Below are 23,627 nucleotides of genomic sequence, written 5' to 3' on the forward strand. Positions count from 1 at the left end.
CCCTTATTTGCGTTTGAGGACATACGACCCCACCACCAAATCACCATTTTTGCTTAACTGGCCCTGCTCAACCGTAAAGTGCGCTTCAAGTTTGACGCGCGCTTGCTCAAAGGTTTGAAAATCTTTGCTGCTCGCTTCCAAACGCACTTCGCCGCGGTTGCCATCAAATCGCAGGCTCTGCACTTGCAGTGCGCGCACGCTACGCAGAGTGTCGGGCAACTTGCTCAGCCAGCCCAGGACATGCTCTCCACTGCCGCCACCCGACAACACCGCCAATTCATCACTCATCTGACGTTTGAGATAACTGACGGTCGGAATGCGCTGCTTATCAGGAAAAATGGTTCGAAAAATGCGTTCACTCTCCGCGCGATACCGCTGCGCCTGAGTTTCGTATTGATAAGCTTCCACAAAGCGGTATCCCATCGCGACCACCAGCAACAAACCGGCTGCGATTGCCGCCTTACGCCACACGCCCCAATGTTTGGACCACGAGGATTTCGGCGCAAATTCACCGGTCAGTAGCGTGATTTTGCTGCGCAACGCCTCTTGGGTCAGCTGTTGCATCACCAGATCTGCCGCTTCGGTGTGCCACACCTGCCCTTCAGCCAATGCCAGTTCAGGCAGCGGCGTGTAAGCTGTGAGCGGTAACCAAGCCTCACCCTCTCGTACCCAATCGGATTGGCTAAATAGCGGCAGCCACTGCGTTTCGACGCTTAAGCCCGCCAAGTCCCCTTTGCGCACCAACCATTCGTCGCCCAATTGCAATGCCGCGAGGCCATCGGCTTGCGGTACAGCCAGGACATCGGGCAGCACGCGTTTGACGTCGAACTGCAATGCTTTGAGCGTATCCAAGCACGATTGCAACCATTGGCGATCCACGCCGGCCACGTGCGCCACACCGCCGCTTTTGCTCAACACGCTAAAATGCAGCTCTTCGACATCTTGCGCAATTTCATCTTCCACCAAATATGGCAGCATGCTCTCCAACTGGCGACTGGCACCAGAAGGAATCTCGACCTGCGTCAGCACCACATCACTGGCGGCCAGCAGCACCAGCGTTGACCGCTGCGCAGCATACGGCGCCAGCTCATCCAGCTGCTCGATTCCGGCCACTTCACCACTGGCGATCACCGCCTGCTGTTGCGGCGACCACACCAGCCAAGGAATGGCGGCATTTTGTTGACTACTCAGCCGAACGGTCAGAAACTCGCTCACTGATTCCTCCAAAGCGACGGCGTATCACCGTTGCAGTTTCTTTATTGCTACTAAAAAACAGACTCCGAACGCGCACGCGGGATTCATCCACTTTCACCTGTGCGTCCAGTTCAAAATATTGGCTGTCGACCGACAAATAGCCACGCGCATCATCGCGTAAGGTGCTATCCAGCTCGGCGATCTGAGCTTCTGCCATAAAATTATTCACGCTGCTCCAACCATCAAACGGGCGATTTTCCAGCACCGTTTTGGCGTTGGCTTCACTGAGTGCGGGCGTAAACATTGCCGCCAGCAACTTGGCTTGCTCCGGTGCCAACGTATTAATATTGAGTCGCCAGTCATCCATCGGCAGTGCGCACACGTAAGGCGCGAGTTTTTGCATCACCTCGCCACTCACCTGATTGACGGCGCGCAGTTCGCTGCTGTCAGCGAGCAGCGTATTGGCCGCCAAATAGGCCGGCGACATCGACTCGTAGTAACTGTCTTCAACCCCACCGACCGAGTTCACACTGTCATTGCTGTCGATGTAATCCCACGTCGCCCCAGCAATGCTTTCCGCTTGGTAATTGTCGATGTCGAGATCATCGAGCAACGCTCGCCAAACGCGGTATACGTAAGCTTGCGTGGTGCCTGTGCTGGTCGCTGGCACATTGGCAAACACATTGAGATTAAAACACGCCTGTCGGTCGATGATGCTGCCGGTCACCTGACCATAATCGAGCGGATAGCTGCGATCTTTCTGTGACCAAGGCTGATTCAAGCTGATCACATCGTTGTCTTTGTAACTCTGCTCAATCGCCGCTTTCGCTAAGGCTTCCACCCCCAAACTGTACCAATACGCTTGTTGGTAATTGAGTTGATGGCTAGCGCGCTGAAACTGAGTAAACATGCGCTGCGACATCGTGGCCGCAATCGACACCATGATCGCCAGCAGCAGCAAAACAATGATCAACGCCACACCGCGCTGTCGCTGGTTACGAATCATTGCTGTCTCCCAGCGTGCCGCCTGAGGTCAAATAAATACGTTCAACCTCACCGTAATCTTTCAAGGTCAGCGTCACCGATACGGCCTGTGGCAGCGACTGTTTCGACGTCCACTCGTCCAGCCACTGGCCTTGAAAATAGAACTTCATCGACCACGATGTGACTTGCGTCAGCAGTGGCATCACCACTGGCGCTTGAGCCACCGGCGTATCAGCATAGCGCCACCACACGCGCTCTAGCACGTCATCTTTTAAACGATAGCCAACCTTCGCCACTTCGCCACGCGGGAACTGTTGCTGCGGGTTGTGCCAGCCCAAACGCACAAACAGCACGCCTTTGCTATCAGAATCAAGCAAGTAATCGCGCCACAGCAGCATCGTGTCGCCCGGCTCTTCGCCATTGGTGCGAAAACGACGCAGCGCCATTTGGCGAAAATCAGCATCCATGATCACGATGGCGCGTTGCAGTTCACTCAGGCGCGCTTCCCGTTCAGCCGACAAACTGTTGCTGCGTTGTACTTGATTGAGCACCTGATAAGCCGCCAAGCTTAAGCTGGCAAAAATGGCCATCGCCACCAGCACTTCGATCAGGGTGAAACCGCGTGTGCGGCGCTGACGCCCAGCGTTATTTCGCCACATAACTTCTCACCGTCACCACCGGAGCGGCTTTTTTCTCTATCGCGACACTGACATCAAACGCCGCCAGAATATCGTTACCGGTTTTCACCGGCGTCACTTTCCAATACCACGTGCGACCCGCCATTGTCTGCGTCCCTTGCCGCGCGCTGAGTCCCTGCGGATTGAGCATCACGCTGGCCATCTGGTTATCCACCACCAGTGCGGCAAAGGTTTTCTCTTCCAAATAGCTGATGGTGTTGATGTGCTGGCTCACCGCGCGCATCACACTGATGGCCGCGGTGGCAAAAATTGCCAGTGCCACCAGCACTTCCAACAAGGTAAACCCATGTTTAGCGCTGCGCATGACGTTCTCCCGGAGCGAGCAGTTGGATCGCCCCGTTCTCTTGCACGTTGACTTGCCAGCCATGCTCCGGCGTCTCCGATTTAACGTAGACGTCGAGCGTAAATGGCGTCAGCTCGCCACTGGATAAAATAAACACTTGCGGCGGACGCGTTTTCTTGGCGTCATCTTGCTCGGCAAACATCTCGTCATCAAACAAGCTGCCCGGCTTGAACAATCGATCCTTGTCTTGCCACACATCGCCGCCGGCCCGAAATTGCAGCACCAGCCCTTCTTCGGCCTGTAACTGCGCGCTAAACCCCGGCTTATTCAGCCGTTGCCAGCCAGTTTCATTGAGGCGAAGAAATGTAGCGCGGCGCGTTTTTTCATCCACACGCAACCCGTAATCCATCCCGCTCAAAATCGCTTCTTCGTTGATCAGTTGCAAACGCTGATATAGGCTTTCGGCAAAGCGGTTGGCCTCGTCATTGGGTCGATCCGGTAAGGTGGCAATCACCGCCACCGCACTCATCGACAACAACACCAGCACCAACAGAATTTCCAGCAGGGTAAACCCGCGTTTGTACTTCATGACTTCGCCGCAACTCATCTCAAATCATGGGCGGTCTCACCGCCCAATCCACCTTATTGGAAGTCCTGCAGGTTCCAGTTGCCGATGTCGGTACTGGTGCCTTCGCCGCCTTCTTGACCATCTGCCCCCAAGGTAAACACATCAATGGTGCCTTTATCGCCTGGGCTCAGGTATTGGTAGTCATTGCCCCAAGGGTCTTTAGGCAGACGCTTAATGTAGCCCCCAGTGCGGTAGTTGCGCGGCTCAGGGCTAGACGGTTTGCTGACCAGCGCATCCAAGCCTTGGTCGGTGGTTGGGTAAACATTGTTGTCTAATTTGTACATATCGAGCGCATTTTCCAGCGCGACGATATCGGTAATCGCTTTTTGTTGATCGGCTTTTTCTTTGTTACCCAGCAAGTTAGGCACAACAAAACTGGCCAGAATACCCAGAATGACCACCACGACCATCACTTCCAGCAGGGTAAAACCAGACTGTTTGTTTACTTTTTTGTTCATAGAGACTCCATGTTAAACAAGGCGAAATTGAGCCGAATTAACGACTCATTAAGTTATTCATTTCGAGGATGGGCATCAGGGTCGCCATCACGATAAACAGCACCAGCCCGGCCATCAACGCGATCAAGGCGGGTGTAAAAATACCCAGCGCAATATTCACGGTCGATTCAAAACTGGTGTCTTGGTTATCGGCTGCGCGCGTGAGCATGCTTTCCAACTCGCCACTCTGCTCGCCACTGGCGATCATGTGTAGCATCATCGGTGGAAACAGCTTGGTTTGGTCGAGCGCTTTACGCAGGCTGGAGCCTTCACGCACATTTTCTGCCGCCGCCAACACTTGTTGTTTCACATATTGGTTGGTCATGACATCGACAGCGACTCGCATACCATCGAGGATCGGAATGGCACTGGAGGTACAGATCGATAAGGTGCGCGCAAAACGTGAGGTATTGAGGCCGCGCGCGATTTTGCCAATCATCGGCATATGAATCACGCGGCGATCCCAGTTCAGACGCACATCCGGTTTACGCAGTAACCAGCGGCACACGTAGATGATCACCAGCAGCGCGAGCAGCAATTGAATGCCCCAGTGTTGAATGAAATCGCTGGATGACAGCAAAAACTGCGTCGATTTCGGCAATTCCTGCCCCATTTGTACAAACTGACCGACGATTTTAGGCACCACTGCCGCGAGCAAAAACGCGACAATCGCAACGGCAAACACCACCAGTACGATCGGATAGAGCATCGCTTGCAACAATTTAGAGCGCATTTTCTGGCGGTTTTCCGCGTAATCCGCCAACCGCTCCAACACCGCATCGAGGTGACCTGACTTTTCACCTGCCGCCACCATGGAACGAAAGAGTTCATCAAACACCTGCGGGTAATCTGCCATACTGTCTGACAGGGTGTACCCTTCCGTGACTTTGGAGCGCACGGCCGCCAGCATGTTTCGAATGCGCGGCTTTTCCGATTGCTCGGACACCGCGCGCAAACACTCTTCCAGTGGCATGCCCGATTGTACCAGCGTCGACAATTGGCGCGTCAGGAGCGCCAAGTCCGGCGTGCTGATACCACGACGTGATAACCCCAAGCTGCGGCTTTGGTCTTTGGCCGCTTTGACTTTGGTTTCCACCACTTCAATCGGTACCAAGCCTTGTTCTTTAAGACGCAGACGTGCCTGCCGCGCGTTATCGCTTTCCAGCACACCTTTTTTCTGTTTGCCACGGGCATCCAGCGCCTTATATTCAAACGCTGCCATCAGGACTCCTTGGTCACACGCATCACTTCTTCAAGCGACGTCAAGCCTTGGCGCACTTTTTCCAGCCCGTCATCGCGAATGCTTGGCGTGGTTTCACGCACCGCTTTTTCCATCGCCTGCTCACCGGCTTCGGCGTGGATCAATGCTTGTACTTCTTCTGTCACCAGCACCAACTCATGAATCCCGGTTCGGCCGCGATAGCCTTTAAAGTTACATTTCTCACAACCATGCGCCTTGTACAGCGTCAGTGGGTCCTTTTTCTTCACATCAAACAGCTTGCGTTGCTCTTTGTCGGCTTCGTAAGGTTCTTTGCAGTCCGGACACAAGGTCCGCACCAAACGCTGCGCCAGCACGCCCAGCAGCGACGAGGAGATCAAAAAGGGTTCAATGCCCATATCACGCAGGCGCGTCACCGCACCAATCGCCGTGTTGGTGTGCAGCGTCGACATCACCAAGTGACCGGTCAACGAGGCCTGAACCGCAATCTGCGCGGTTTCTAAGTCACGAATCTCACCCACCATCACCACATCTGGATCCTGACGCAAAATCGCGCGCAGGCCACGGGCAAAGGTCATGTCGACTTTGGGGTTCACTTGCGTTTGACCGATACCATCGATATCAAATTCGATCGGATCTTCAACGGTCAGAATATTGCGTTCGTTGCTATTGAGTTCTTGCAGGCCCGCATACAGCGTGGTCGATTTCCCCGAACCAGTCGGTCCGGTGACCAGCAAAATGCCGTGCGGACGCTCAATCAAATGGCGGAAGTTATCGTGGTTGTGCGCCGTCATGCCCAAGCTGTGCAGATCCAATCGCGTGGCGTTTTTATCGAGCAGACGCATCACCACGCGCTCCCCATGCGACGATGGCATGGTCGACACCCGCACATCCACCGAACGTCCTCCGATACGCAGCGAAATGCGGCCATCCTGCGGCACGCGTTTTTCTGCAATGTCGAGCTTAGCCATCACTTTAACCCGCGACACCAACAGCGGGGACAGCTTCCGACTTGGCGACAGCACTTCACGCAACACGCCATCAACGCGAAAACGAATCGACAGCACTTTCTCAAACGTCTCAATATGAATGTCAGACGCGCCTTCTTTGATCGCTTCGCCGAGCATGGCGTTGATCAATTTGATGATGGGCGCGTCGTCTTCCGATTCGAGCAAGTCCTCATTTTGTGGCAACTCTTCTACAATCGAGAAGAAATCGTCGCTGTCAGCGCCGATGTCTTCCATCAGTTGACGCGCTTCCGAGGAGTCACGCTGATACACTTGGGTGAGCTTGCTTTCAAACTCATTCGGCTGCAGTTCAATCAGATTCAGGCTTCCTTTGACCACGCGGCGCACTTCCGCCAAGGAGGTCACCGACATCGGCGCCACGTAATACACCGTTGGCGCGGCCTCTGCATCCTGCCACTCGAGCACCAGTTTATAGCGATTGGCAAAACTGAACGGCAATCGGCGGACTAAATTGCGAACCGCCTGCGCTGCCACTACGTCCGTCATTACTTCTCTTCCATTTGATCGAGAAAGGCTTGAATTTCTGGTGGATGAAGACGATCTTGACCGTATTTCGGCAACACCGGAATGTTGCTGTCTTCCATCAATTTCAGGCCTTTATCGGCTTTGAATAACTGCTCCGCGCGAATGTAGTTGTACTTACGCTGCGTAATCCCATCGGCGGTCACGCCATTGCGAATGATGGTCGGCTTGATGAACACCATCAGGTTTTTCTTCTCAACCTGCGTACTGGTTGATGAGAACAGATGCCCGATGATCGGAATGTCCCCCAGCAGCGGCACTTTCGATTCACTCTCTGCCGTGCGTTCATCAATCAAGCCCCCAAGTACCAGCATCTGACCGTCTTGCACCATCACCGAGGTGTTGAGCTGACGTTTGGCAAAGCGCACGTCGACGGCACCATTGGCCCCCAACACGTTCGACACTTCTTGCTCAATCGCCAGTTGCACCGAATCCCCTTCGTTGATTTGCGGGACCACTTTGAGTTTGATACCCACCTCTTTGCGATCCACCGTTTGGAACGGGTTGTCGTTGTTGGAGCTAGAGGTCGAACCGGTAATCACCGGCACTTCTTCACCGACGATGAACGACGCTTCGCCGTTATCCATCACGGTAATGCTCGGTGAGGAGAGAATATTGGTATTGGAGTTGCTGGATACCGCGCTGATCAGCGCCGTCCAGTCGCCCATCAAAACGCTTACGGCCGCGCCGTTGATGCCCGACAGGGCGGAGGCCAAGCTTGAATAGTCGCCCGATTCGGTGCTGGTGTATGGGCGTCGGTTACCGCTCGAGTCGTAGTAGTATTCGGTCGTGGTCTGGTCTTTGGCTTCTTCCAGTCCCACCATCACGCTGCCAATCGATGCGCCGCTGTTGCTGTACTGAATCACGGAGCCACTCTCTAGCGAGCCCCATTGCACGCCAAGGTTGATCCCGTCAGCTTCCGACATTTCAACAATCAACGCTTCAATCAACACCTGCGCACGGCGAATATCCAACTGCGCAACCACATCCAAAATCGCGTTCATGATGTCTTGTGGCGCGGTGATCACCAGCGAGTTGGTATCGGCGTGCGCGGCAATCATCACCTCGTTGCGCTGCGCTGCACCGCTCGAGCTTTTCTGACCCGTTTGCTTGTCCGCTTGCAAGTTGTCCGACACCCCTTTGAGCACGTCGACCAAATCTTCGGCTTTGGCGTATTTGAGGTACACCACACGGTTATTGCCTTTGGTCGCCATCTCCACGTCAAGCTGTCTGATCAAGCGTTTGAGGCGTTCACGCACTTTCGGGTCACCAGAAATCAGAATCGAATTGGTGCGCTCATCGGCGACAAACTTCGGCTGCAGGAATTCAGGGGTATTCTTGGCATCATTAGCTTTGTTCAAAGCTTCCACGATACGCACCATTTCCGAAGCGGAGGCATTTTTCAGCTCCACCACTTCGATGTCTTTATTGCCCGCTTGGTCGACGCGACGAATGATATCTGCCAAACGGTTGACCACCGCCGCACGGCCCGTGATCAAAATGATGTTTGCCGGGTCGTAATGCACCACGTTGCCCGCGCCCGCGTTATCAATCAGTTGGCGCAGCAGCGGCGACAGTTCGCGCACAGAAACATTTTTCACCGCCACCACTTGGGTGATCACATTGTCGCCGTTGGCACGGTCATGATCGCCCAACACTGGAATGGCTGAGGTTTTGGCGTCTTTGGCTTTGATGACTTTCAGCACGCCGTTGTCCATCTCAACCACCGCAAAGCCGTACACTTCCAGCACATTGAGGAAAAAGCTGTAGTACTGCTTTTCGTTCAGCGTGTCGTAGCTGCGCACATCCACTTTGCCTCGAACAGAAGGGTCAACAATAATGGTTTTCTCGAGGTTGCGGCCAACAATGTTGATGAATTCCTGAATATCCGTGCCTTTAAAGCTGGCGCTGAATTCATTCGCCAGTGCTAACGGCGTCGCCAATAAACTTCCGGCCAACAGCCATGCACTTTTTTTAAGCCAATGCTTCACAGAATACTCCCTCAAACTTTGCTGACATTTTGCGGTTAAAACTGAATATAGATGTCATGTTGCTGTCCATCTCGTTCTACGGTGAGATTGATCTCGGTCAGATCGCTGATCGACTCAAAGACTTTACTCATCACGTCTGGATCGGTCAGATCCAAACCATTTAATTGTGTGGCGATGTCGCCGTTTTGTAAGCCAACCGATTCAAACAACGCTGAATCTTTGCCCGGGCTGACACGATAGCCCAGAATTTTGTCATCCTGCTTCAACTGGGAGAGCGTGACATATTGGAAAATTTCGCGCGGATTTTTCGCCACGGCGGCGCGAATGGCATCCAGTTTGTCATCCACAGAGGCTGACTGAGCGGTACGTGAAGGGGCTGGCGCAGGCTGAGCGCTCATTTTTGAGTAGTCGATCCCTTCCAGCATCAGGGTTTCATCCCGGCCAGAGTTATCGATGATGACGCGATCCGGCAGCACGGCTTTGAGTTTGACCCGCGTGCCTTCAATCACTTCGTTGAGACCATACGTCGCTTGCGAGCCCCGGTTTGCGATCACCGCCAAGCTCAAACGCGGTTCAGAACTCGCAACTACGCCCACCAGCTCTAAGTTCAAGCGCGTTTTCGGTGCATCCACTTTGACCGTTTTCACCACTGCCGGCGCTTGCTCGTTGTACTGCCCAAACAGATCGCCTTGTTGCAATCCGCTGATGTCCATGCCGCTTTGTGTCTGCGTTTGCGTCGTGGTGCTGGCAACCCAACCGCCAACCGCCGTTTGCTCTGCCGGCAGCATCCACACCATCTGACCGACAATCCAGGCAGACCACGCGATACAAATCAAAGCCACCCACACACTCATTGGTTTTTGCCAACGTGCGAGGTGTTGCATCCAATCGCCGGATGTCAACTGCTGAAAATTGATACGCTCCACTTTGTGTCCTTTATTCCTAATTCTTCCGCTAACGTCGTGTTTTTTCTCAGTAGGAGCCTTTTTAATTCAGGGCCTTATACAAAATATAGCAATATATCACAAGCTTTACGGTGTTCTTACACATAAAGTTAACGTTTGTGATGAGTTGAATTATCGGCGATCAATCACCATTGTAAGCGGTAAGCAAAACGCTAAATCATCACATTAGAGGTAATTTGCCAGCATGAGTTCCCATTCTGAAGCGGTTCGACTCGATAAATGGTTATGGGCCGCAAGATTCTATAAAACTCGCTCGCTGGCGCGGAATATGGTCGATGGTGGCAAAGTTCACTATAATGGCCAGCGAACAAAGCCAAGTAAGCTGGTCGAAATCGGTGCGATCATTACCCTGCGCCAAGGCAACGAAGAGAAAACCGTGGTCATCGAACACGTGTCGCAGCAGAGACGTGGCGCACCGGAAGCTCAGACCCTGTATTCAGAAACGGCTGAAAGCGTCGAAAAACGCGAGCGCATGGCGCTGGCACGTAAACTCAACGCCATCAACCCAGCCCCAGATCGCCGCCCAGATAAAAAACAGCGTCGCGATCTTCTAAAATTTAAACATCAATAACGAGCCGGACTATTCCTTATGACTACACGTTCAGTGTCAAACAACACATTAAACCGCTACCTATTTGAAGACCTTTCAGTACGTGGCGAGTTGGTACAACTGGATGAAACGTACCAGCACATCATTACCAGCAAGGAATACCCCGCGCCGATTCAGACGCTGTTAGGTGAGCTATTGGTCGCGACGTCACTGTTGACCGCGACGCTAAAATTCGAAGGCTCAATTACCCTGCAACTGCAAGGGGACGGCCCGGTTTCCCTGGCCGTCATTAACGGCGACAACAATCAACAAGTCCGCGGTGTGGCACGTTGGGACGGCGATATCGCCGACAACGCCAATCTGCATGACATGATGGGCAAAGGCTACCTGGTGATCACCATTGAACCGAAGCAGGGCGAACGCTACCAAGGCGTGGTGGGCCTGGAAGGGGATAACTTGGCTGACGTGCTGGAAGGCTACTTCCTGCGTTCAGAGCAGCTCAAAACGCGCCTATGGATTCGCGTGGGTGAACACGAAGGCAAACCGCACGCCGCAGGTATGCTGCTGCAAGTGATGCCTGATGGCACAGGCACGCCGGAAGATTTCGAGCACCTTGAACAGCTGACCAATACCGTGAAAGATGAAGAACTGTTTACGTTGGAAGCCAATGAGCTGCTGTACCGCCTGTACAACCAAGAAAAAGTGAACGTGTTCGAACCGCAACCGGTGGCATTCCAATGTGGCTGCTCACGAGAACGCAGCGCAGCGGCGATCATCACCCTGGCTCGCGACGACATCAACGAAATCCTTGCTGAAGAGGGATTTGTGGCACTGCATTGTGACTACTGCGGCACCACCTACTCGTTCGATTCGGCGCAAGTGGCTGAATTGTTCGCACATCAAGCGGGCGAGAACAAAACCCTGCATTAATTCATCGGGCTTAACAAGCACGAAGATTTACCGCTACAGCCAGCATTATGCTGGCTTTTTTTGTGATCAAAACCCAATAAAATCAATAGTTACACTCACCGTACGCCGTACTTAATTTCTTTGGAATAATAATCCTTTTGATCTGGCGCAATGGTTTGCGCGCACGATAAAATACCCAAGCCACAATATGTGACGGGTCACCTAAAACCACAGGGAATGCGTGGGTAATTTTTGAACTATCTCCCTGTTTTTTCCCCCTCCCGTTGCTAGCATGGTGAGCAGATAACAATTACAAACTTTTAAAAATCCCTACAAAATCCTCATAAGGAGCACCTATGACCGTTATGGAACATACGAAGGCTGCACAATTAGATCTTACCCAATACGGAATAACCGATGTAACTGAAGTGGTGCGCAACCCAAGTTACGAATTGTTATTCGAAGAAGAAACTCGCTCAGATCTGGAAGGCTACGAAAAAGGCGTCGTCACTGAACTGGGTGCAGTTGCCGTGGACACCGGCATCTTCACTGGCCGCTCACCAAAAGATAAATTCATCGTCAAAGACGCCACCACCGAAGAGAACATGTGGTGGACCTCTGAACAGGCGAAAAACGACAACAAACCCATTAACCAAGCGGTTTGGAACGATTTGAAAGCGCTGGTCGGCAAGCAATTGTCTGGCAAGCGTCTGTTTGTGGTGGACGGATACTGCGGCGCGAACGCCGATACCCGTCTGTGCGTGCGCTTTATTACTGAAGTGGCATGGCAAGCGCACTTCGTGAAAAACATGTTTATCCGTCCATCAGACGAAGAACTGGCAACCTTTAAGCCTGATTTCGTGGTCATGAATGGCGCCAAATGCACCAACGACAAATGGCAAGAACACGGCCTGAACTCAGAAAACTTCACGGTCTTCAACCTGACCGAAAAAATGCAACTGATTGGCGGGACGTGGTACGGCGGCGAGATGAAAAAAGGTATGTTCGCGATGATGAACTACTTCCTGCCGCTGCAAGGCATCGCATCCATGCACTGTAGTGCCAACATGAGCAAAGATGGCGACGTTGCGATCTTCTTTGGTCTGTCTGGTACTGGTAAAACAACCCTGTCGACCGATCCAAAACGCGCACTGATTGGCGACGACGAGCACGGCTGGGATGACGATGGCGTGTTCAACTTCGAAGGCGGTTGTTACGCGAAAACCATCAAGCTCTCAAAAGAAGCGGAACCAGACATCTACAACGCGATTCGTCGTGATGCGCTGCTGGAAAACGTGACGGTTCGTGCGGATGGCTCGATCGATTTCGATGACGGTTCAAAAACCGAAAACACCCGTGTGTCGTACCCGATTTACCACATCGACAACATCGTGAAACCGGTCTCCAAAGGCGGTCACGCAAACAAAGTGATTTTCCTGTCTGCTGATGCATTCGGCGTGCTGCCTCCGGTGTCTAAACTGACGCCAGAACAAACCAAGTACCACTTCCTGTCAGGCTTTACGGCCAAACTGGCGGGTACTGAGCGTGGTATTACCGAGCCAACGCCAACCTTCTCCGCGTGTTTCGGTGCAGCATTCCTCACGCTTCACCCAACCAAATACGCTGAAGTGCTGGTGAAACGCATGGAAGCTGCAGGTGCGGAAGCGTACCTCGTGAACACGGGCTGGAACGGCACTGGCAAACGTATCTCGATCAAAGATACCCGTGGCATCATTGATGCGATTCTGGATGGCTCGATTGAACAAGCGGAAACCAAACACATTCCGATCTTCAACCTCGAAGTGCCAGTCGCGCTGCCAGGCGTTGATTCAGCCATCTTGGACCCACGTGACACATACACTGACCCACTACAATGGGAAAGCAAAGCCAAAGATTTAGCGTCTCGCTTTATCAATAACTTTGATAAGTACACCGACAACGCGGAAGGTAAAGCGTTGGTTGCGGCAGGTCCACAGCTAGACTAAAACTGATAACTCAGTAGCAAGCCCCTCTTTTGAGGGGCTTTTTTAGTTGAAGCCGACGCCAATTTACTCCAAGCTGTGAGCTTTCAGGACGATCATCGCATCAGGGAATTATGAAAAAGCTGCTTGCTCTGGGAGTTGGTTTGATTGCGCTGCTGCTGGCACTCATGCTGGTCGCATTTGGCATCATGCACACCCGTTATCTCACCCCGTCTGCGCAGTGGCTGACCGACCATCTGTGGCCTGAAAAACTGACGTTTAGCGCCCTCTATTACGAATATCCACTCCATTTTCGCCTGCACAATGTGACACTAGAAACCAACGCAACCCCACTGAGTTTTCAACAGGTGGATGTTTGGCTCAGTCCACAACTGTTCCAAGACGACAAATGGGTGATCGACAGCGTGCTGCTTGATGGCGCCAATTTTGCCGACGGCCTGCCAAGCAACGACTTTATCGCTCAGCTGCAACTCCATCAACTGGCGCTACACAACATTGATTTCGCCGACCACGGCTTGATCGCTCGTGGCGTCAACATGCAAGTCAAAAATCCCGTCTGGACCCACGCCCAACAATGGCTGCCTTATGGCGAACTACAACTCTCTGCTGAGCAATTTTACTGGCAAGGCGAAGCGCTCAATAACGTGTTGATTGATGCCAACTACCAAGCGCAAGACAGCACCATCTTTGGCGCCTCATTTCAGTGGCGCGGCGGCGAGTTTTCGGGTCAGGCAGAGCAGTATCCGGCGGGCTGGTCGTTGGTTAACGTCACCTTGAGCAAGCTCGACCTAAAAGACGATCTGTCGACGCTGAGCGCGCCGTGGTGGCAACTGGCCAAGCCTTATCTTCATCACATCAACAGCCTGGATGTGCTCAACAGCAATCTACAACTGGCTGGTACTCGGCTAACCAACGTTGCGCTGTCGCTGGAAAACCTGACGTTAGATCACTCACTGTGGCAACAAGAGGACGGGTATGTGTCGCTCAATGCCGAGTCGGTCGACTGGCACGGTTTGCAATGGATAGACCCGACGCTGAAGCTGGCACTGCGTCCCGGCCGCATCACCATCAGCGACTTTGCCACCGAACTGCTGCAAGGCAGCATTCAGCTTCGTGGTGACCTTCAACCTTCAGGCATCCATCTGCAGCAACTCAGCGCCAGTGGCATCAAATGGTTTGCTGAGCAGCCACACGATTGGGCTTGGTTGGAGGGCGATCTTCCCGAGCTGAACAATCTGACCATCGATCGTTGGGATCTCCACAACTTGCAATTGATCCAACTGACACACAAACCATTCTGGCAGCTCTCTGGGGTCAATGTCGAAGGACGCAATACCGAGCTCAATCGCGCGGGTCGCTGGGGGCTGTGGAATGGTCAACTCCATATCAGTGCCAACAGCGCCAGTATCGATTCCCTACTCAGCATGCAAGGCGTGGTGGACATGAGCAGCAAAGAGGGCCATTGGCAGCTTGAGCGCGCGTTCCTGCCCCTTGAGAACGGTTATGTGGATGCCACTGCCGATTGGGCGTTTAACGCACCGAGCGCGCCGTGGCGCGTGAATCTGCATGGGGATGGTATCCCACTGGCGCCGATGCACACATGGTGGCCGCTCCCGCTGAAAGTCGACGCATTGGCTGAACTGGATGTCACCGCCGACGGCCTTGCGGGCGATTATCCGATGCTGGCGCATTCACTCAGTGGCACACTCAACCTCAACCTGCGCGATGGGGTGATGGTCACCCAATCGGCAGATGCTTTGGTGGTGCAACCTTTCGCCCTCGATGGGCTCACACTCAGCGCCGATCGTGGGCGCTTGTCCGTGGACGCGACGCCGCTGTCTGGCCCAACGCTGAATGCGCACGTGCATGGCGCAATCGATCTGGTCGAGCCCAAGCAGGGCGTGCTGGAATTGAAGGTGAAGCAGCGCTGCACAACGCAGCATTTTGATCTGCTGCGCAATCAACAGCGCACTGAGGCAAATCCTGAGATGATGTGCGCGCCAACCCCTTAGTCGCGCGCACTTTCCAAGATGGCTTGATAATTCGGAATCAGCATGTAGGTGCCAATAAACGTCACGGCATCGACGTCACCACTGGCAATGTTCACATTGACCACAATACGCGCTTTGCGCCCAGATTCGAGGCGATCCAAATCGCCGCTGATACCATCCAGAGACGTCGACGCCACCGGGTTGTGCACCACCGGATGACGATAACGAATGCGACTGTCGACCAGCACAATGTCTCCATCCAAATTGCGCTCACGCATCAGCAGCCACGCCATGCCCCAGCCGGTTAAGGTCGCCAAGGTAAAGGCCGAGCCAGCAAACAGCGTATTGTGCGGGTTGAGGTTGGGATTGAGCTGCGCGCCACATTGAAATTGATAGCCCGTGTACTGCAGTACTTTGATGCCCATTTTCTCGCTGATCGGAATGTGCGCCGCCCAGCGCTCCTGAAGCTCAGTACACCACTCCGGTTTACGTAGCACATTGGCCATCGGGTCGAGCGGTTTCACCATCTGTTGGTGGCGCACAGGGCCGCGTTCATCGGTCAACTCACCACGGCGTTCAAATCCGTTTTTCTCGTAGAACTTAATCGCATCTTCTCGAGCATTGCACACCAGACGCTTGGCCCCTTCCTGGCGCGCCAGAGACTCCAGAGCCACCAGCACCAGCGATCCCATCCCTTTGGCTCGCCGTGTGGATTTGACCGCCATAAAGCGAATCTGGCCTTCGCTGTCCGGTGTAATGTACAACCGGCCGATGGCGATCGGGCGTCCTCGTCCGTCGACAATCATGCGGTGATGGCTCATGGCGTCGTATTCGTCGCGCTCCGAACCAATCGGCATTCGCCACGGCTCGCGCAGCAATTGCCAACGAAAGTGGTAATACTTATTGAGCTGATTATCCGTTTTCGGCGTAATAAGTTTAAACATAGCGTCCGTTCCCGAAGGCTCACGAGGAGCCGAAATTTATACCTGCAACCAGAAGGTTACTGGGCCATCGTTGACGAGTGATACTTTCATGTCGGCCGCAAAACGTCCACGTTCTGTCGGCAACACCTCGGCACACACATCAGAAAAATAATCGTAAAGGCGCTCGGCCTCTTGCGGGTGTGCACCGCGTGAAAACCCAGCGCGCGTGCCCTTTTTGGTGTCGGCTGGCAAGGTAAACTGCGAGACCACCAGCACACTGCCCCCAACGTCTTTGACGCTGAGATTCATTTTACCGGCGTCGTCTTCAAACACACGATAGGTGGTGACACGCTCCACCAAGCGTTTGGCTTTGGCTTCATCGTCGTCGCGTTCTACCCCCAACAGCACCAACAGACCCCGGTTGATTTCACCGATGGTCTCACCGTCGACACGAACGGCCGCTTCACTCACCCGTTGAATCAAGGCTATCACTTTGGTTTCCTTCTTGTTTGTGCTGAGTTTGAGGCAATGAGTGTATCACGTCTGGGGACTCACTCCAGTCTTCACGCTCACCGAGCGCCGCCGTAACTTCGGCCCCAATCAACACAATCAACCAACACAAATACACCCAAACAAACAAAATAGGAATCGCGGCGAGTGCCCCGTATATCAACTGATAAGAAGGGAACTGAGTGATGTAGGCGGCAAAGGCCTTTTTACTCAGTTCAAATAACAATGCCGCGACAAACGCGCCAGCAATGGCATGCAAAAAGTGGACTTTTTTATTCGGCACCAGCAGGTATAAACCCGCAAACGCAAAGAATGACAACAGCAGCGGCAGACGACGTAGGAAGAAGTTGAAGGCTCCCGTGAGCGCTTCACTGTCGAGCAGCTTGAGCGACGTGATATAGGACGTCAGCGCAATGCTGGCCCCCACCAAAATCGGGCCGAGCGTCAGAATCATCCAATACATCGAAAACGAAAACACCATGCGACGTTTTTTGCGTACCCGCCAGATGTAGTTGAGGTTTTTATCGATATTTGAGATCAATGTTAACGCGGCGACAAACAGGAACATCCCGCCGACCGCCGTCATCTTGCCCGTATTGGTCACAAACTCGCTCAAAGCATGGCGCACCGCATCGCCAGCCGCAGGGACGAAGTGGGTAATCACATAGTCTTGTACCACGTCACCGACATTTTCAAAAATCGAGAACGACGAGAGGATCGACAACAACACGGTCAGCATGGGCACTAACGACAACAGCGTGATGTACGCCAGATACCCGGCGTTAACGTTCACTCGGTCGTGCACCATTCGACTCAATAAGTAACGACCAAATAATACGCTCTGCTTTACCAAAGTTTGGATTTTCAACTTGTCTCTCCCATGCGACTAAGCCATGCTAACGCCTTCATTTTAATTGAAAGGAGCGCATGATGCCTTACCTGTTGGCCATCTTCTTATCGATCTTTACTCTAACGGGCTGTCAAAGCGCCTACTACTCGGCGATGGAAAAAGTCGGCGTCCACAAACGTGACATCATGGTTGACCGCGTCGAGGCCGCTCAGGACGCCCAGAAAGACGCACAACAAGAACTGACCAGCGCGTTAGACGCCTTGTCGGCATTCACGCAGTTTGATGGCGGCGAACTCGAAAGCGCTTACGAGCGTATCAACGACCAGTATCAACACAGTGAAGACGCCGCCGCTGACGTTCGTGAGCGCATTGCCGCGATTGAAGACGTTGCCGAGGCGCTCTTTGATGAATGGCAAGGCGAACTGAAACTCTACACCAGCAGCAAACTGCGCCGCGCCAGCGAACAAAAACTCAACACCACCAAAGCGTCATATCAGACGATGCTCAAAGCGATGAAGCGCGCCGAGCAAAAAATGACGCCGGTGCTCAACACGCTGCGAGACAATACGCTCTTCTTGAAGCATAACCTCAATGCCAGTGCGGTAGGATCGCTGCAAGGTGAATTTGCGACGCTGGAACAAGATATTCGCACCGCGATCACGCAAATGAACGCGGCAATTGAAGAATCAAATCAATTCCTCAATCAGTTGAAACAGTAATGCCTTATCGTGCTGCGTGCTCACGCTCTAGCGTACGCAGCACAAATTCAACCCGCGCCGCCACCGGGCCAAATGGGACATCCACACAGTGATAGCCCAATTGGGTGTATGTAGTGAGCAACTGCTCATGAATGGCTAGCGCTTGTGCAAACGGATACGGTCGCACCTCATCTTGCACATAAATCGCCGCATGAGGCCGACAGACAAAGACCAAAGGGAAATACCCTTGGCTTTCGGCTTGCAGCTCAGCGTTCGGCGCAATCCCCGCTTCATGCAGATAACCACAAATGTCCGGAATCGCACGGTCCAAAAACGCCAAAGGTTCGTTTTCCGCACAGCGCTTTTGCTCGCGCATTGCCACCAAACACAACTGAGCAAATCCCGGCAGATCGTGCCAAGGCAAAATGCCCTGAGGCTTGGCACGCTCCTGCTCAATCAAGCCTCTCGACACCTCGGGAAACGTTGCCATACCTGCTTGCGCGAACGCCTCTATCAAGGTGGTTTTTCCGGCGCCCGGACCGCCGGTGATGATGATCGGTTTCACTCTCACTCCTTTTCTCAGGGCGAAAAAAAGCCCCCAGCAGATGCTGAGGGCTTCACACGATTCATTCAACGATTATTTTGCGTCGCGAGCAGCGCGTTTACGATCGTTTTCAGTCAGGTGACGTTTACGAATACGGATGCTTTGTGGTGTTACTTCAACCAGTTCATCGTCATCGATAAACTCAAGCGCTTGCTCTAGCGTGTATTTGATTGCTGGAGTCAGAACTTGAGCTTCGTCCGTACCAGAAGCACGTACGTTGGTCAGCTGTTTGCCTTTCAGACAGTTGACAGTCAGGTCGTTCGAACGGTTGTGAATACCCACGATTTGACCTTCGTAAACTTCGTCCGCGTGTTCAGTGAACAGACGGCCACGTTCTTGCAGGTTAAACAGTGCGTAAGTCAGTGCTTTACCAGTTGCGTTCGAAATCAGTACGCCGTTCACACGTTGGCCGATGTTGCCGCCTTTGTGTGGACCGTAGTGGTCGAATGTATGGTACAGCAGACCAGAACCTGAAGTCAGTGTCATGAACTCAGTTTGGAAGCCGATCAGGCCACGTGATGGCATCACGAAGTCTAGACGTACACGACCTTTGCCATCTGGAGACATATCTTTCAGTTCGCCTTTACGCAAACCGATTTTCTCCATGATGCCACCTTGGTGCTCTTCCAACACGTCGATGGTCACGGTTTCAAACGGTTCCATCAGTTGGCCGTTTTCTTCTTTCAGGATTACTTCTGGACGAGATACTGCCAGTTCGAACCCTTCACGGCGCATGTTTTCGATCAGGATAGACAGGTGAAGTTCACCACGGCCTGATACGCGGAATTTATCTGGATCGTCAGTTTGCTCAACACGCAGTGCAACGTTGTGAACCAGTTCTTTTTCCAGACGCTCAAGGATGTTACGTGAGGTTACAAACTTACCTTCTTTACCCGCGAACGGAGAAGTGTTGACCTGGAAAGTCATGGTAACGGTTGGTTCGTCAACGCTCAGCGGTGGCAGCGCTTCGATGCAGTTCACGTCACAGATGGTGTCTGAAATTTTCAGTTCGCCAAGACCCGTGATCGCAACGATGTCACCCGCAGTTGCTTGTTCAGTTTCAGAACGTTGCAGACCCAGGTAACCCAGAACAGTACCCACTTTGCCGTTACGTTTTTTACCATCAGCGCTCACGACAGTCACTTGCTGGTTCGGTTTTACCGTACCGCGAGTTACGCGGCCAACACCGATAACACCAACGTATGAGCTGTAGTCCAGCTGAGAAATTTGCATTTGCAGCGGACCTTCAAGGTCAACTTGAGGTGGTTCAACGTTATCCACGATCGCTTGGAACAGCGGTTCCATGTTCTCGCCCGTTTCGCCTTCTTCCAGCGTTGCCCAGCCGTTCAGCGCTGATGCGTAAACCACTTGGAAGTCCAGCTGTTCATCCGTTGCACCCAGGTTGTCGAACAGGTCAAAAACCTGATCCATAACCCAGTCAGGACGCGCGCCAGGGCGGTCGATTTTGTTGATCACAACGATTGGTTTCAGACCGTGAGCAAACGCTTTTTGAGTCACGAAACGAGTTTGTGGCATTGGGCCGTCAACGGCATCAACGATTAGACATACGCAGTCAACCATTGACATGATACGTTCAACTTCACCACCGAAGTCCGCGTGTCCTGGGGTGTCTACGATGTTGATACGGTAGTCATGCCAGTTAATCGCAGTGTTTTTCGCTAGGATGGTAATGCCGCGCTCTTTTTCAATGTCGTTCGAGTCCATGACTCGCTCTTCAACATCACCGCGCGACTCTAACGTGCCTGATTGCTGGAGTAGTTTATCCACCAGGGTCGTTTTGCCGTGGTCAACGTGCGCGATAATCGCGATGTTTCTTAATTTATCAATCTGTGGAGTAGCCATGGAGTTTTGCTTCACTTATTTACACAAAATGGTCCGCTTTCGCGCGTAGGCGAAATCGGCACCTGAGTTTGGTTCAAAAAACGGCCAATAATGTACCAGATTTTGGCGAAAAACCTAGGAATATGTGATCTGTCACGCTGAATTTCGCTCCTTTAGAGCCTAGTTGTCAAATTGATTTAAAACAAACCGAGACATACTGGTCGGAAATGGCAATTGACATCCCTGCAAATTAGCGGCTGAATAGTGTTCGCTTTGACAGATATTGGTGCAGTCAACATTAATTTGCACCAATAAGGTGCAACAAAGGATCTTCTTGGTGCAGTAGTAAGCACCAAAACGAACCAAACCTATGCAAGGCATTGAATTTATGGAACTTAAGAAATTGGCACGATTTTAGCTAATATGATTTCAGCACAGATTAAGTAGCAGTTCAGACATTAATCGATGCTGGAATTCATTTTTGATTCGAGCCCAAACCGCTTTATTAACACTGGAGGTTATCCAAGATGTCAGTAGAAAACGTACTATCGCTGATCCAAGAAAACGAAGTTAAGTTTGTTGACCTACGCTTCACAGACACAAAAGGTAAAGAGCAGCACATCTCTATCCCTGCTCACCAAATCGATGCAGACTTCTTCGAAGAAGGTAAAATGTTCGATGGTTCATCAGTTGCTGGCTGGAAAGGTATCAACGAATCAGACATGGTCATGATGCCTGATGCATCATCTGCTGTGCTTGACCCATTCACAGAAGACTCAACGCTGAACATCCGTTGTGACATTCTTGAGCCTGCAACCATGCAAGGCTACGATCGCGACCCACGCTCTATCGCAAAACGTGCAGAAGACTACATGCGTTCAACTGGCATCGCAGATACGGTCCTGATCGGTCCAGAGCCAGAGTTCTTCCTGTTTGATGACGTAAAATTCTCAACTGACATGTCCGGCTCTTTCTTCAAGATCGATGACGTTGAAGCCGCTTGGAACACAGGTACTGACTACGAAGACGGCAACAAAGGTCACCGTCCAGGCGTGAAAGGGGGTTACTTCCCAGTCGCACCAGTCGACTCATCACAAGACATCCGTTCAGCCATGTGTTTGATCATGGAAGAGATGGGTCTGGTTGTTGAAGCGCACCACCACGAAGTTGCAACTGCAGGTCAGAACGAAATCGCAACACGTTTCAACACGTTGACAACCAAAGCGGACGAAATCCAAATCTACAAGTACGTTGTTCATAACGTTGCTCACGCATTCGGTAAAACAGCGACTTTCATGCCTAAACCACTGGTTGGCGACAACGGTTCTGGCATGCACGTACACCAATCTCTGGCAAAAGACGGTGTGAACCTGTTTGCTGGCGACAAGTACGGCGGCCTGTCTGAAATGGCGATCTACTACATCGGTGGTATCATCAAGCACGCACGTGCACTGAACGCCTTGACCAACCCGTCAACCAACTCATACAAGCGTCTGGTACCTCACTACGAAGCACCTGTGATGCTGGCTTACTCAGCGCGTAACCGTTCTGCGTCAATCCGTATCCCAGTGGTACCAAGCCCGAAAGCGCGTCGTATAGAAGTTCGCTTCCCAGATCCAGCAGCAAACCCATACCTTGCGTTTGCCGCGATGCTGATGGCTGGTCTTGACGGTATCAAGAACAAGATCCACCCAGGCGAAGCGATGGACAAAGACCTGTACGATCTGCCAGCAGAAGAAGCAGCAGAAATTCCTAAGGTTGCAGAATCACTGAAACAAGCGCTAGAAAGCCTAGATGCTGACCGTGAATTCCTGACCGCAGGCGGCGTATTCTCTGATGACTTCATCAACTCTTACATCGATCTGAAAACGAAAGATGTTGAGCGCATCAACACCGCTGTACACCCACTGGAATTCGAACTGTACTACTCTGTATAAGTTTCATTTCGTGTAACCTTCACGGGCTTACACCAGAAAATCAGGCTCGCCTCGCAGGCGGGCCTTTTTCATATTTGGCGTTTATCATCGGCAATTTAACATGAACGTTACATAATCTAGCGTCTTCGACGCTGCCGTTTTGGCCACCACCATGAGTGAGGTGAACGATGATTCGTATTGTGTTTTTGGGGTTACTCCTGTTGCTCACACTGCCGCTGAAGTTGAGCGCACAAAGTGTTTATACTTGGGAAGATGAACAAGGCGTGGTGCACTTTAGCGATGCGCCAGCCGACGATCAGGCCCAAGCCATTCACCTACCCGATGTGGATGCAACGCCCCCCGCTCCCAGTTATACCCCCGCCCAACCAATCGATCCACCTGCACCAAAATCGACCACCGAACCGCACATCGCGCTGCAAGTGACCCTGAGCGCCCCCCACCATGACCAAACCATTCGCGACAATCGCGGCCGAATGACCCTTGAGGTTGAGCTCAATCGCCCGCTGGGCGTTGGTGAACACCTGCAATTGCTGATGGATGGCAAGCCTTACGGCGCACCCAGCACCAAAACGGTGTGGCACCTGAACAATATTGAACGCGGGTCTCATACCTTTTCAATTCAGGCATTTGGATTCGGCAAGGTTATTGCATCATCTAAGTTTGTAACGGTGCATTTACATCGAGCGTCCGTGAATTAGGCGATATCCACACTAATTTGCTCGATTTCAGGCAGTGTCTGGCTTTTTCTTTGTGCTCCGTTGCGCCATACTTGACAATTCGATGCACCATTTTTGTGCATTGCATTATTTTGGAACACGGACA

Annotated in this window: 22 protein-coding genes; 7 read left to right on the forward strand and 15 right to left on the reverse strand. The window is 52.5% G+C overall.

The features are described from left to right. Nucleotides 1-3: 3 nt before the first annotated feature. From gspL to gspC, 10 genes are read right to left on the reverse strand one after another with little or no spacing between them, the layout of a single operon-like run. Entirely contained in the window at nucleotides 4-1,215 is a 1,212-nt protein-coding gene (gspL, locus tag ACF8PK_RS21550; protein ID WP_392443498.1) for a type II secretion system protein GspL, read from the reverse strand. Continuing rightward, on the reverse strand, nucleotides 1,184-2,200 hold the full coding sequence (gene gspK, locus ACF8PK_RS21555) for a type II secretion system minor pseudopilin GspK (RefSeq protein WP_392443500.1): 1,017 nt from the start codon (nucleotides 2,198-2,200) through the stop codon (nucleotides 1,184-1,186). Before gspK ends, gspL begins: the two co-directional genes overlap by 32 nt. Beyond that, complete coding sequence (gene gspJ, locus ACF8PK_RS21560) at nucleotides 2,190-2,837, reverse strand: type II secretion system minor pseudopilin GspJ (RefSeq protein WP_004728454.1); 648 nt, start codon at nucleotides 2,835-2,837, stop codon at nucleotides 2,190-2,192. The genes gspK and gspJ overlap by 11 nt, the downstream gene beginning before the upstream one ends. Next, nucleotides 2,824-3,180 (reverse strand): type II secretion system minor pseudopilin GspI, encoded by a 357-nt coding sequence (gspI, locus tag ACF8PK_RS21565; RefSeq protein ID WP_392443502.1) that lies wholly within the window; start codon nucleotides 3,178-3,180, stop codon nucleotides 2,824-2,826. The genes gspJ and gspI overlap by 14 nt, the downstream gene beginning before the upstream one ends. Further along, nucleotides 3,167-3,748: a type II secretion system minor pseudopilin GspH gene (gspH, locus tag ACF8PK_RS21570; RefSeq protein WP_004728452.1), complete on the reverse strand. Its 582-nt coding sequence runs from the start codon at nucleotides 3,746-3,748 to the stop codon at nucleotides 3,167-3,169. The genes gspI and gspH overlap by 14 nt, the downstream gene beginning before the upstream one ends. Before the next feature lie 53 nt (nucleotides 3,749-3,801). Then, on the reverse strand, nucleotides 3,802-4,245 hold the full coding sequence (gene gspG, locus ACF8PK_RS21575; RefSeq protein WP_004728451.1) for a type II secretion system major pseudopilin GspG: 444 nt from the start codon (nucleotides 4,243-4,245) through the stop codon (nucleotides 3,802-3,804). A 37-nt stretch (nucleotides 4,246-4,282) separates the two neighbouring features. Further along, the gene (gene gspF / locus ACF8PK_RS21580) at nucleotides 4,283-5,506 is read right to left on the reverse strand and encodes a type II secretion system inner membrane protein GspF (RefSeq protein WP_004728450.1); all 1,224 of its coding nucleotides are present in this window, start codon (nucleotides 5,504-5,506) and stop codon (nucleotides 4,283-4,285) included. Next, nucleotides 5,506-7,017 (reverse strand): type II secretion system ATPase GspE, encoded by a 1,512-nt coding sequence (gene gspE / locus ACF8PK_RS21585; protein WP_004728449.1) that lies wholly within the window; start codon nucleotides 7,015-7,017, stop codon nucleotides 5,506-5,508. Before gspE ends, gspF begins: the two co-directional genes overlap by 1 nt. Further along, nucleotides 7,017-9,044: a type II secretion system secretin GspD gene (gene gspD / locus ACF8PK_RS21590; RefSeq protein ID WP_004728448.1), complete on the reverse strand. Its 2,028-nt coding sequence runs from the start codon at nucleotides 9,042-9,044 to the stop codon at nucleotides 7,017-7,019. The genes gspE and gspD overlap by 1 nt, the downstream gene beginning before the upstream one ends. 35 nt (nucleotides 9,045-9,079) lie before the next feature. After that, nucleotides 9,080-9,928, reverse strand: coding sequence for a type II secretion system protein GspC (gene gspC, locus ACF8PK_RS21595; RefSeq protein ID WP_392443532.1), 849 nt, complete (start codon nucleotides 9,926-9,928; stop codon nucleotides 9,080-9,082). A 265-nt stretch (nucleotides 9,929-10,193) separates the two neighbouring features. Between gspC and hslR the strand changes: the two genes are divergently transcribed. The 4 genes from hslR to ACF8PK_RS21615 all read left to right on the forward strand — a co-directional run bounded on the left by hslR (nucleotide 10,194) and on the right by ACF8PK_RS21615 (nucleotide 15,462). Beyond that, nucleotides 10,194-10,580 (forward strand): ribosome-associated heat shock protein Hsp15, encoded by a 387-nt coding sequence (gene hslR, locus ACF8PK_RS21600; RefSeq protein WP_038152589.1) that lies wholly within the window; start codon nucleotides 10,194-10,196, stop codon nucleotides 10,578-10,580. A 33-nt stretch (nucleotides 10,581-10,613) separates the two neighbouring features. After that, a complete protein-coding gene (gene hslO, locus ACF8PK_RS21605; RefSeq protein WP_004728445.1) occupies nucleotides 10,614-11,489 on the forward strand; it encodes an Hsp33 family molecular chaperone HslO in 876 nt (291 codons plus the stop codon). A gap of 335 nt (nucleotides 11,490-11,824) precedes the next feature. Further along, nucleotides 11,825-13,453, forward strand: coding sequence for a phosphoenolpyruvate carboxykinase (ATP) (pckA, locus tag ACF8PK_RS21610; protein WP_004728444.1), 1,629 nt, complete (start codon nucleotides 11,825-11,827; stop codon nucleotides 13,451-13,453). 110 nt (nucleotides 13,454-13,563) lie between these two features. Beyond that, nucleotides 13,564-15,462, forward strand: a complete 1,899-nt coding sequence (locus ACF8PK_RS21615; RefSeq protein WP_392443507.1) for an AsmA family protein — start codon at nucleotides 13,564-13,566, stop codon at nucleotides 15,460-15,462. Here ACF8PK_RS21615 and ACF8PK_RS21620 read toward each other — a convergent pair. Genes ACF8PK_RS21620 through ACF8PK_RS21630 form a run of 3 tightly spaced genes read right to left on the reverse strand, consistent with a single transcriptional unit; the run spans nucleotide 15,459 to nucleotide 17,742 of the window. Continuing rightward, nucleotides 15,459-16,385 (reverse strand): bifunctional GNAT family N-acetyltransferase/hotdog fold thioesterase, encoded by a 927-nt coding sequence (locus ACF8PK_RS21620; protein ID WP_004728442.1) that lies wholly within the window; start codon nucleotides 16,383-16,385, stop codon nucleotides 15,459-15,461. The genes ACF8PK_RS21615 and ACF8PK_RS21620 overlap by 4 nt on opposite strands. Before the next feature lie 36 nt (nucleotides 16,386-16,421). Beyond that, nucleotides 16,422-16,856, reverse strand: a complete 435-nt coding sequence (dtd, locus tag ACF8PK_RS21625) for a D-aminoacyl-tRNA deacylase (protein WP_014204277.1) — start codon at nucleotides 16,854-16,856, stop codon at nucleotides 16,422-16,424. Further along, nucleotides 16,828-17,742 (reverse strand): virulence factor BrkB family protein, encoded by a 915-nt coding sequence (locus ACF8PK_RS21630; RefSeq protein ID WP_014204276.1) that lies wholly within the window; start codon nucleotides 17,740-17,742, stop codon nucleotides 16,828-16,830. The genes dtd and ACF8PK_RS21630 overlap by 29 nt, the downstream gene beginning before the upstream one ends. 62 nt (nucleotides 17,743-17,804) lie before the next feature. On the opposite strand from ACF8PK_RS21630, the gene ACF8PK_RS21635 reads away from it, so the two are divergent. Continuing rightward, nucleotides 17,805-18,443: a DUF2959 domain-containing protein gene (locus ACF8PK_RS21635; RefSeq protein ID WP_004728439.1), complete on the forward strand. Its 639-nt coding sequence runs from the start codon at nucleotides 17,805-17,807 to the stop codon at nucleotides 18,441-18,443. Nucleotides 18,444-18,447: 4 nt separating this feature from the next. On the opposite strand, the gene ACF8PK_RS21640 is transcribed toward ACF8PK_RS21635, so the two are convergent. Further along, entirely contained in the window at nucleotides 18,448-18,987 is a 540-nt protein-coding gene (locus tag ACF8PK_RS21640) for an AAA family ATPase (protein WP_392443509.1), read from the reverse strand. A gap of 72 nt (nucleotides 18,988-19,059) precedes the next feature. Beyond that, a complete protein-coding gene (gene typA, locus ACF8PK_RS21645; RefSeq protein WP_004728437.1) occupies nucleotides 19,060-20,889 on the reverse strand; it encodes a translational GTPase TypA in 1,830 nt (609 codons plus the stop codon). Between the two features lie 506 nt (nucleotides 20,890-21,395). Between typA and glnA the strand changes: the two genes are divergently transcribed. Both glnA and ACF8PK_RS21655 read left to right on the forward strand, forming a co-directional pair. After that, nucleotides 21,396-22,805, forward strand: coding sequence for a glutamate--ammonia ligase (gene glnA, locus ACF8PK_RS21650; RefSeq protein WP_004728436.1), 1,410 nt, complete (start codon nucleotides 21,396-21,398; stop codon nucleotides 22,803-22,805). 167 nt (nucleotides 22,806-22,972) lie between these two features. After that, nucleotides 22,973-23,503, forward strand: a complete 531-nt coding sequence (locus ACF8PK_RS21655; protein ID WP_158141335.1) for a DUF4124 domain-containing protein — start codon at nucleotides 22,973-22,975, stop codon at nucleotides 23,501-23,503. Nucleotides 23,504-23,627: the final 124 nt, after the last annotated feature.

Origin of the sequence: Vibrio sp. CJQ_6 (genome assembly GCF_043106745.1) — a bacterium.
GTDB lineage: Bacteria > Pseudomonadota > Gammaproteobacteria > Enterobacterales > Vibrionaceae > Vibrio > Vibrio furnissii.

Excerpts from the sequence above, each read along its gene's own strand:
- gspH (WP_004728452.1), bottom strand. The coding sequence starts at position 3,748 with ATGAAGTACAAACGCGGGTTTACCCTGCTGGAAATTCTGTTGGTGCTG.
- ACF8PK_RS21620 (WP_004728442.1), bottom strand. The coding sequence starts at position 16,385 with ATGTTTAAACTTATTACGCCGAAAACGGATAATCAGCTCAATAAGTAT.
- hslR (WP_038152589.1), top strand. The coding sequence starts at position 10,194 with ATGAGTTCCCATTCTGAAGCGGTTCGACTCGATAAATGGTTATGGGCC.
- gspF (WP_004728450.1), bottom strand. The coding sequence starts at position 5,506 with ATGGCAGCGTTTGAATATAAGGCGCTGGATGCCCGTGGCAAACAGAAA.
- glnA (WP_004728436.1), top strand. The coding sequence starts at position 21,396 with ATGTCAGTAGAAAACGTACTATCGCTGATCCAAGAAAACGAAGTTAAG.
- gspG (WP_004728451.1), bottom strand. The coding sequence starts at position 4,245 with ATGAACAAAAAAGTAAACAAACAGTCTGGTTTTACCCTGCTGGAAGTG.
- gspE (WP_004728449.1), bottom strand. The coding sequence starts at position 7,017 with ATGACGGACGTAGTGGCAGCGCAGGCGGTTCGCAATTTAGTCCGCCGA.
- typA (WP_004728437.1), bottom strand. The coding sequence starts at position 20,889 with ATGGCTACTCCACAGATTGATAAATTAAGAAACATCGCGATTATCGCG.
- gspC (WP_392443532.1), bottom strand. The coding sequence starts at position 9,928 with ATGCAACACCTCGCACGTTGGCAAAAACCAATGAGTGTGTGGGTGGCT.
- gspI (WP_392443502.1), bottom strand. The coding sequence starts at position 3,180 with ATGCGCAGCGCTAAACATGGGTTTACCTTGTTGGAAGTGCTGGTGGCA.
- gspK (WP_392443500.1), bottom strand. The coding sequence starts at position 2,200 with ATGATTCGTAACCAGCGACAGCGCGGTGTGGCGTTGATCATTGTTTTG.
- ACF8PK_RS21655 (WP_158141335.1), top strand. The coding sequence starts at position 22,973 with ATGATTCGTATTGTGTTTTTGGGGTTACTCCTGTTGCTCACACTGCCG.
- ACF8PK_RS21635 (WP_004728439.1), top strand. The coding sequence starts at position 17,805 with ATGCCTTACCTGTTGGCCATCTTCTTATCGATCTTTACTCTAACGGGC.
- pckA (WP_004728444.1), top strand. The coding sequence starts at position 11,825 with ATGACCGTTATGGAACATACGAAGGCTGCACAATTAGATCTTACCCAA.
- gspJ (WP_004728454.1), bottom strand. The coding sequence starts at position 2,837 with ATGTGGCGAAATAACGCTGGGCGTCAGCGCCGCACACGCGGTTTCACC.
- ACF8PK_RS21615 (WP_392443507.1), top strand. The coding sequence starts at position 13,564 with ATGAAAAAGCTGCTTGCTCTGGGAGTTGGTTTGATTGCGCTGCTGCTG.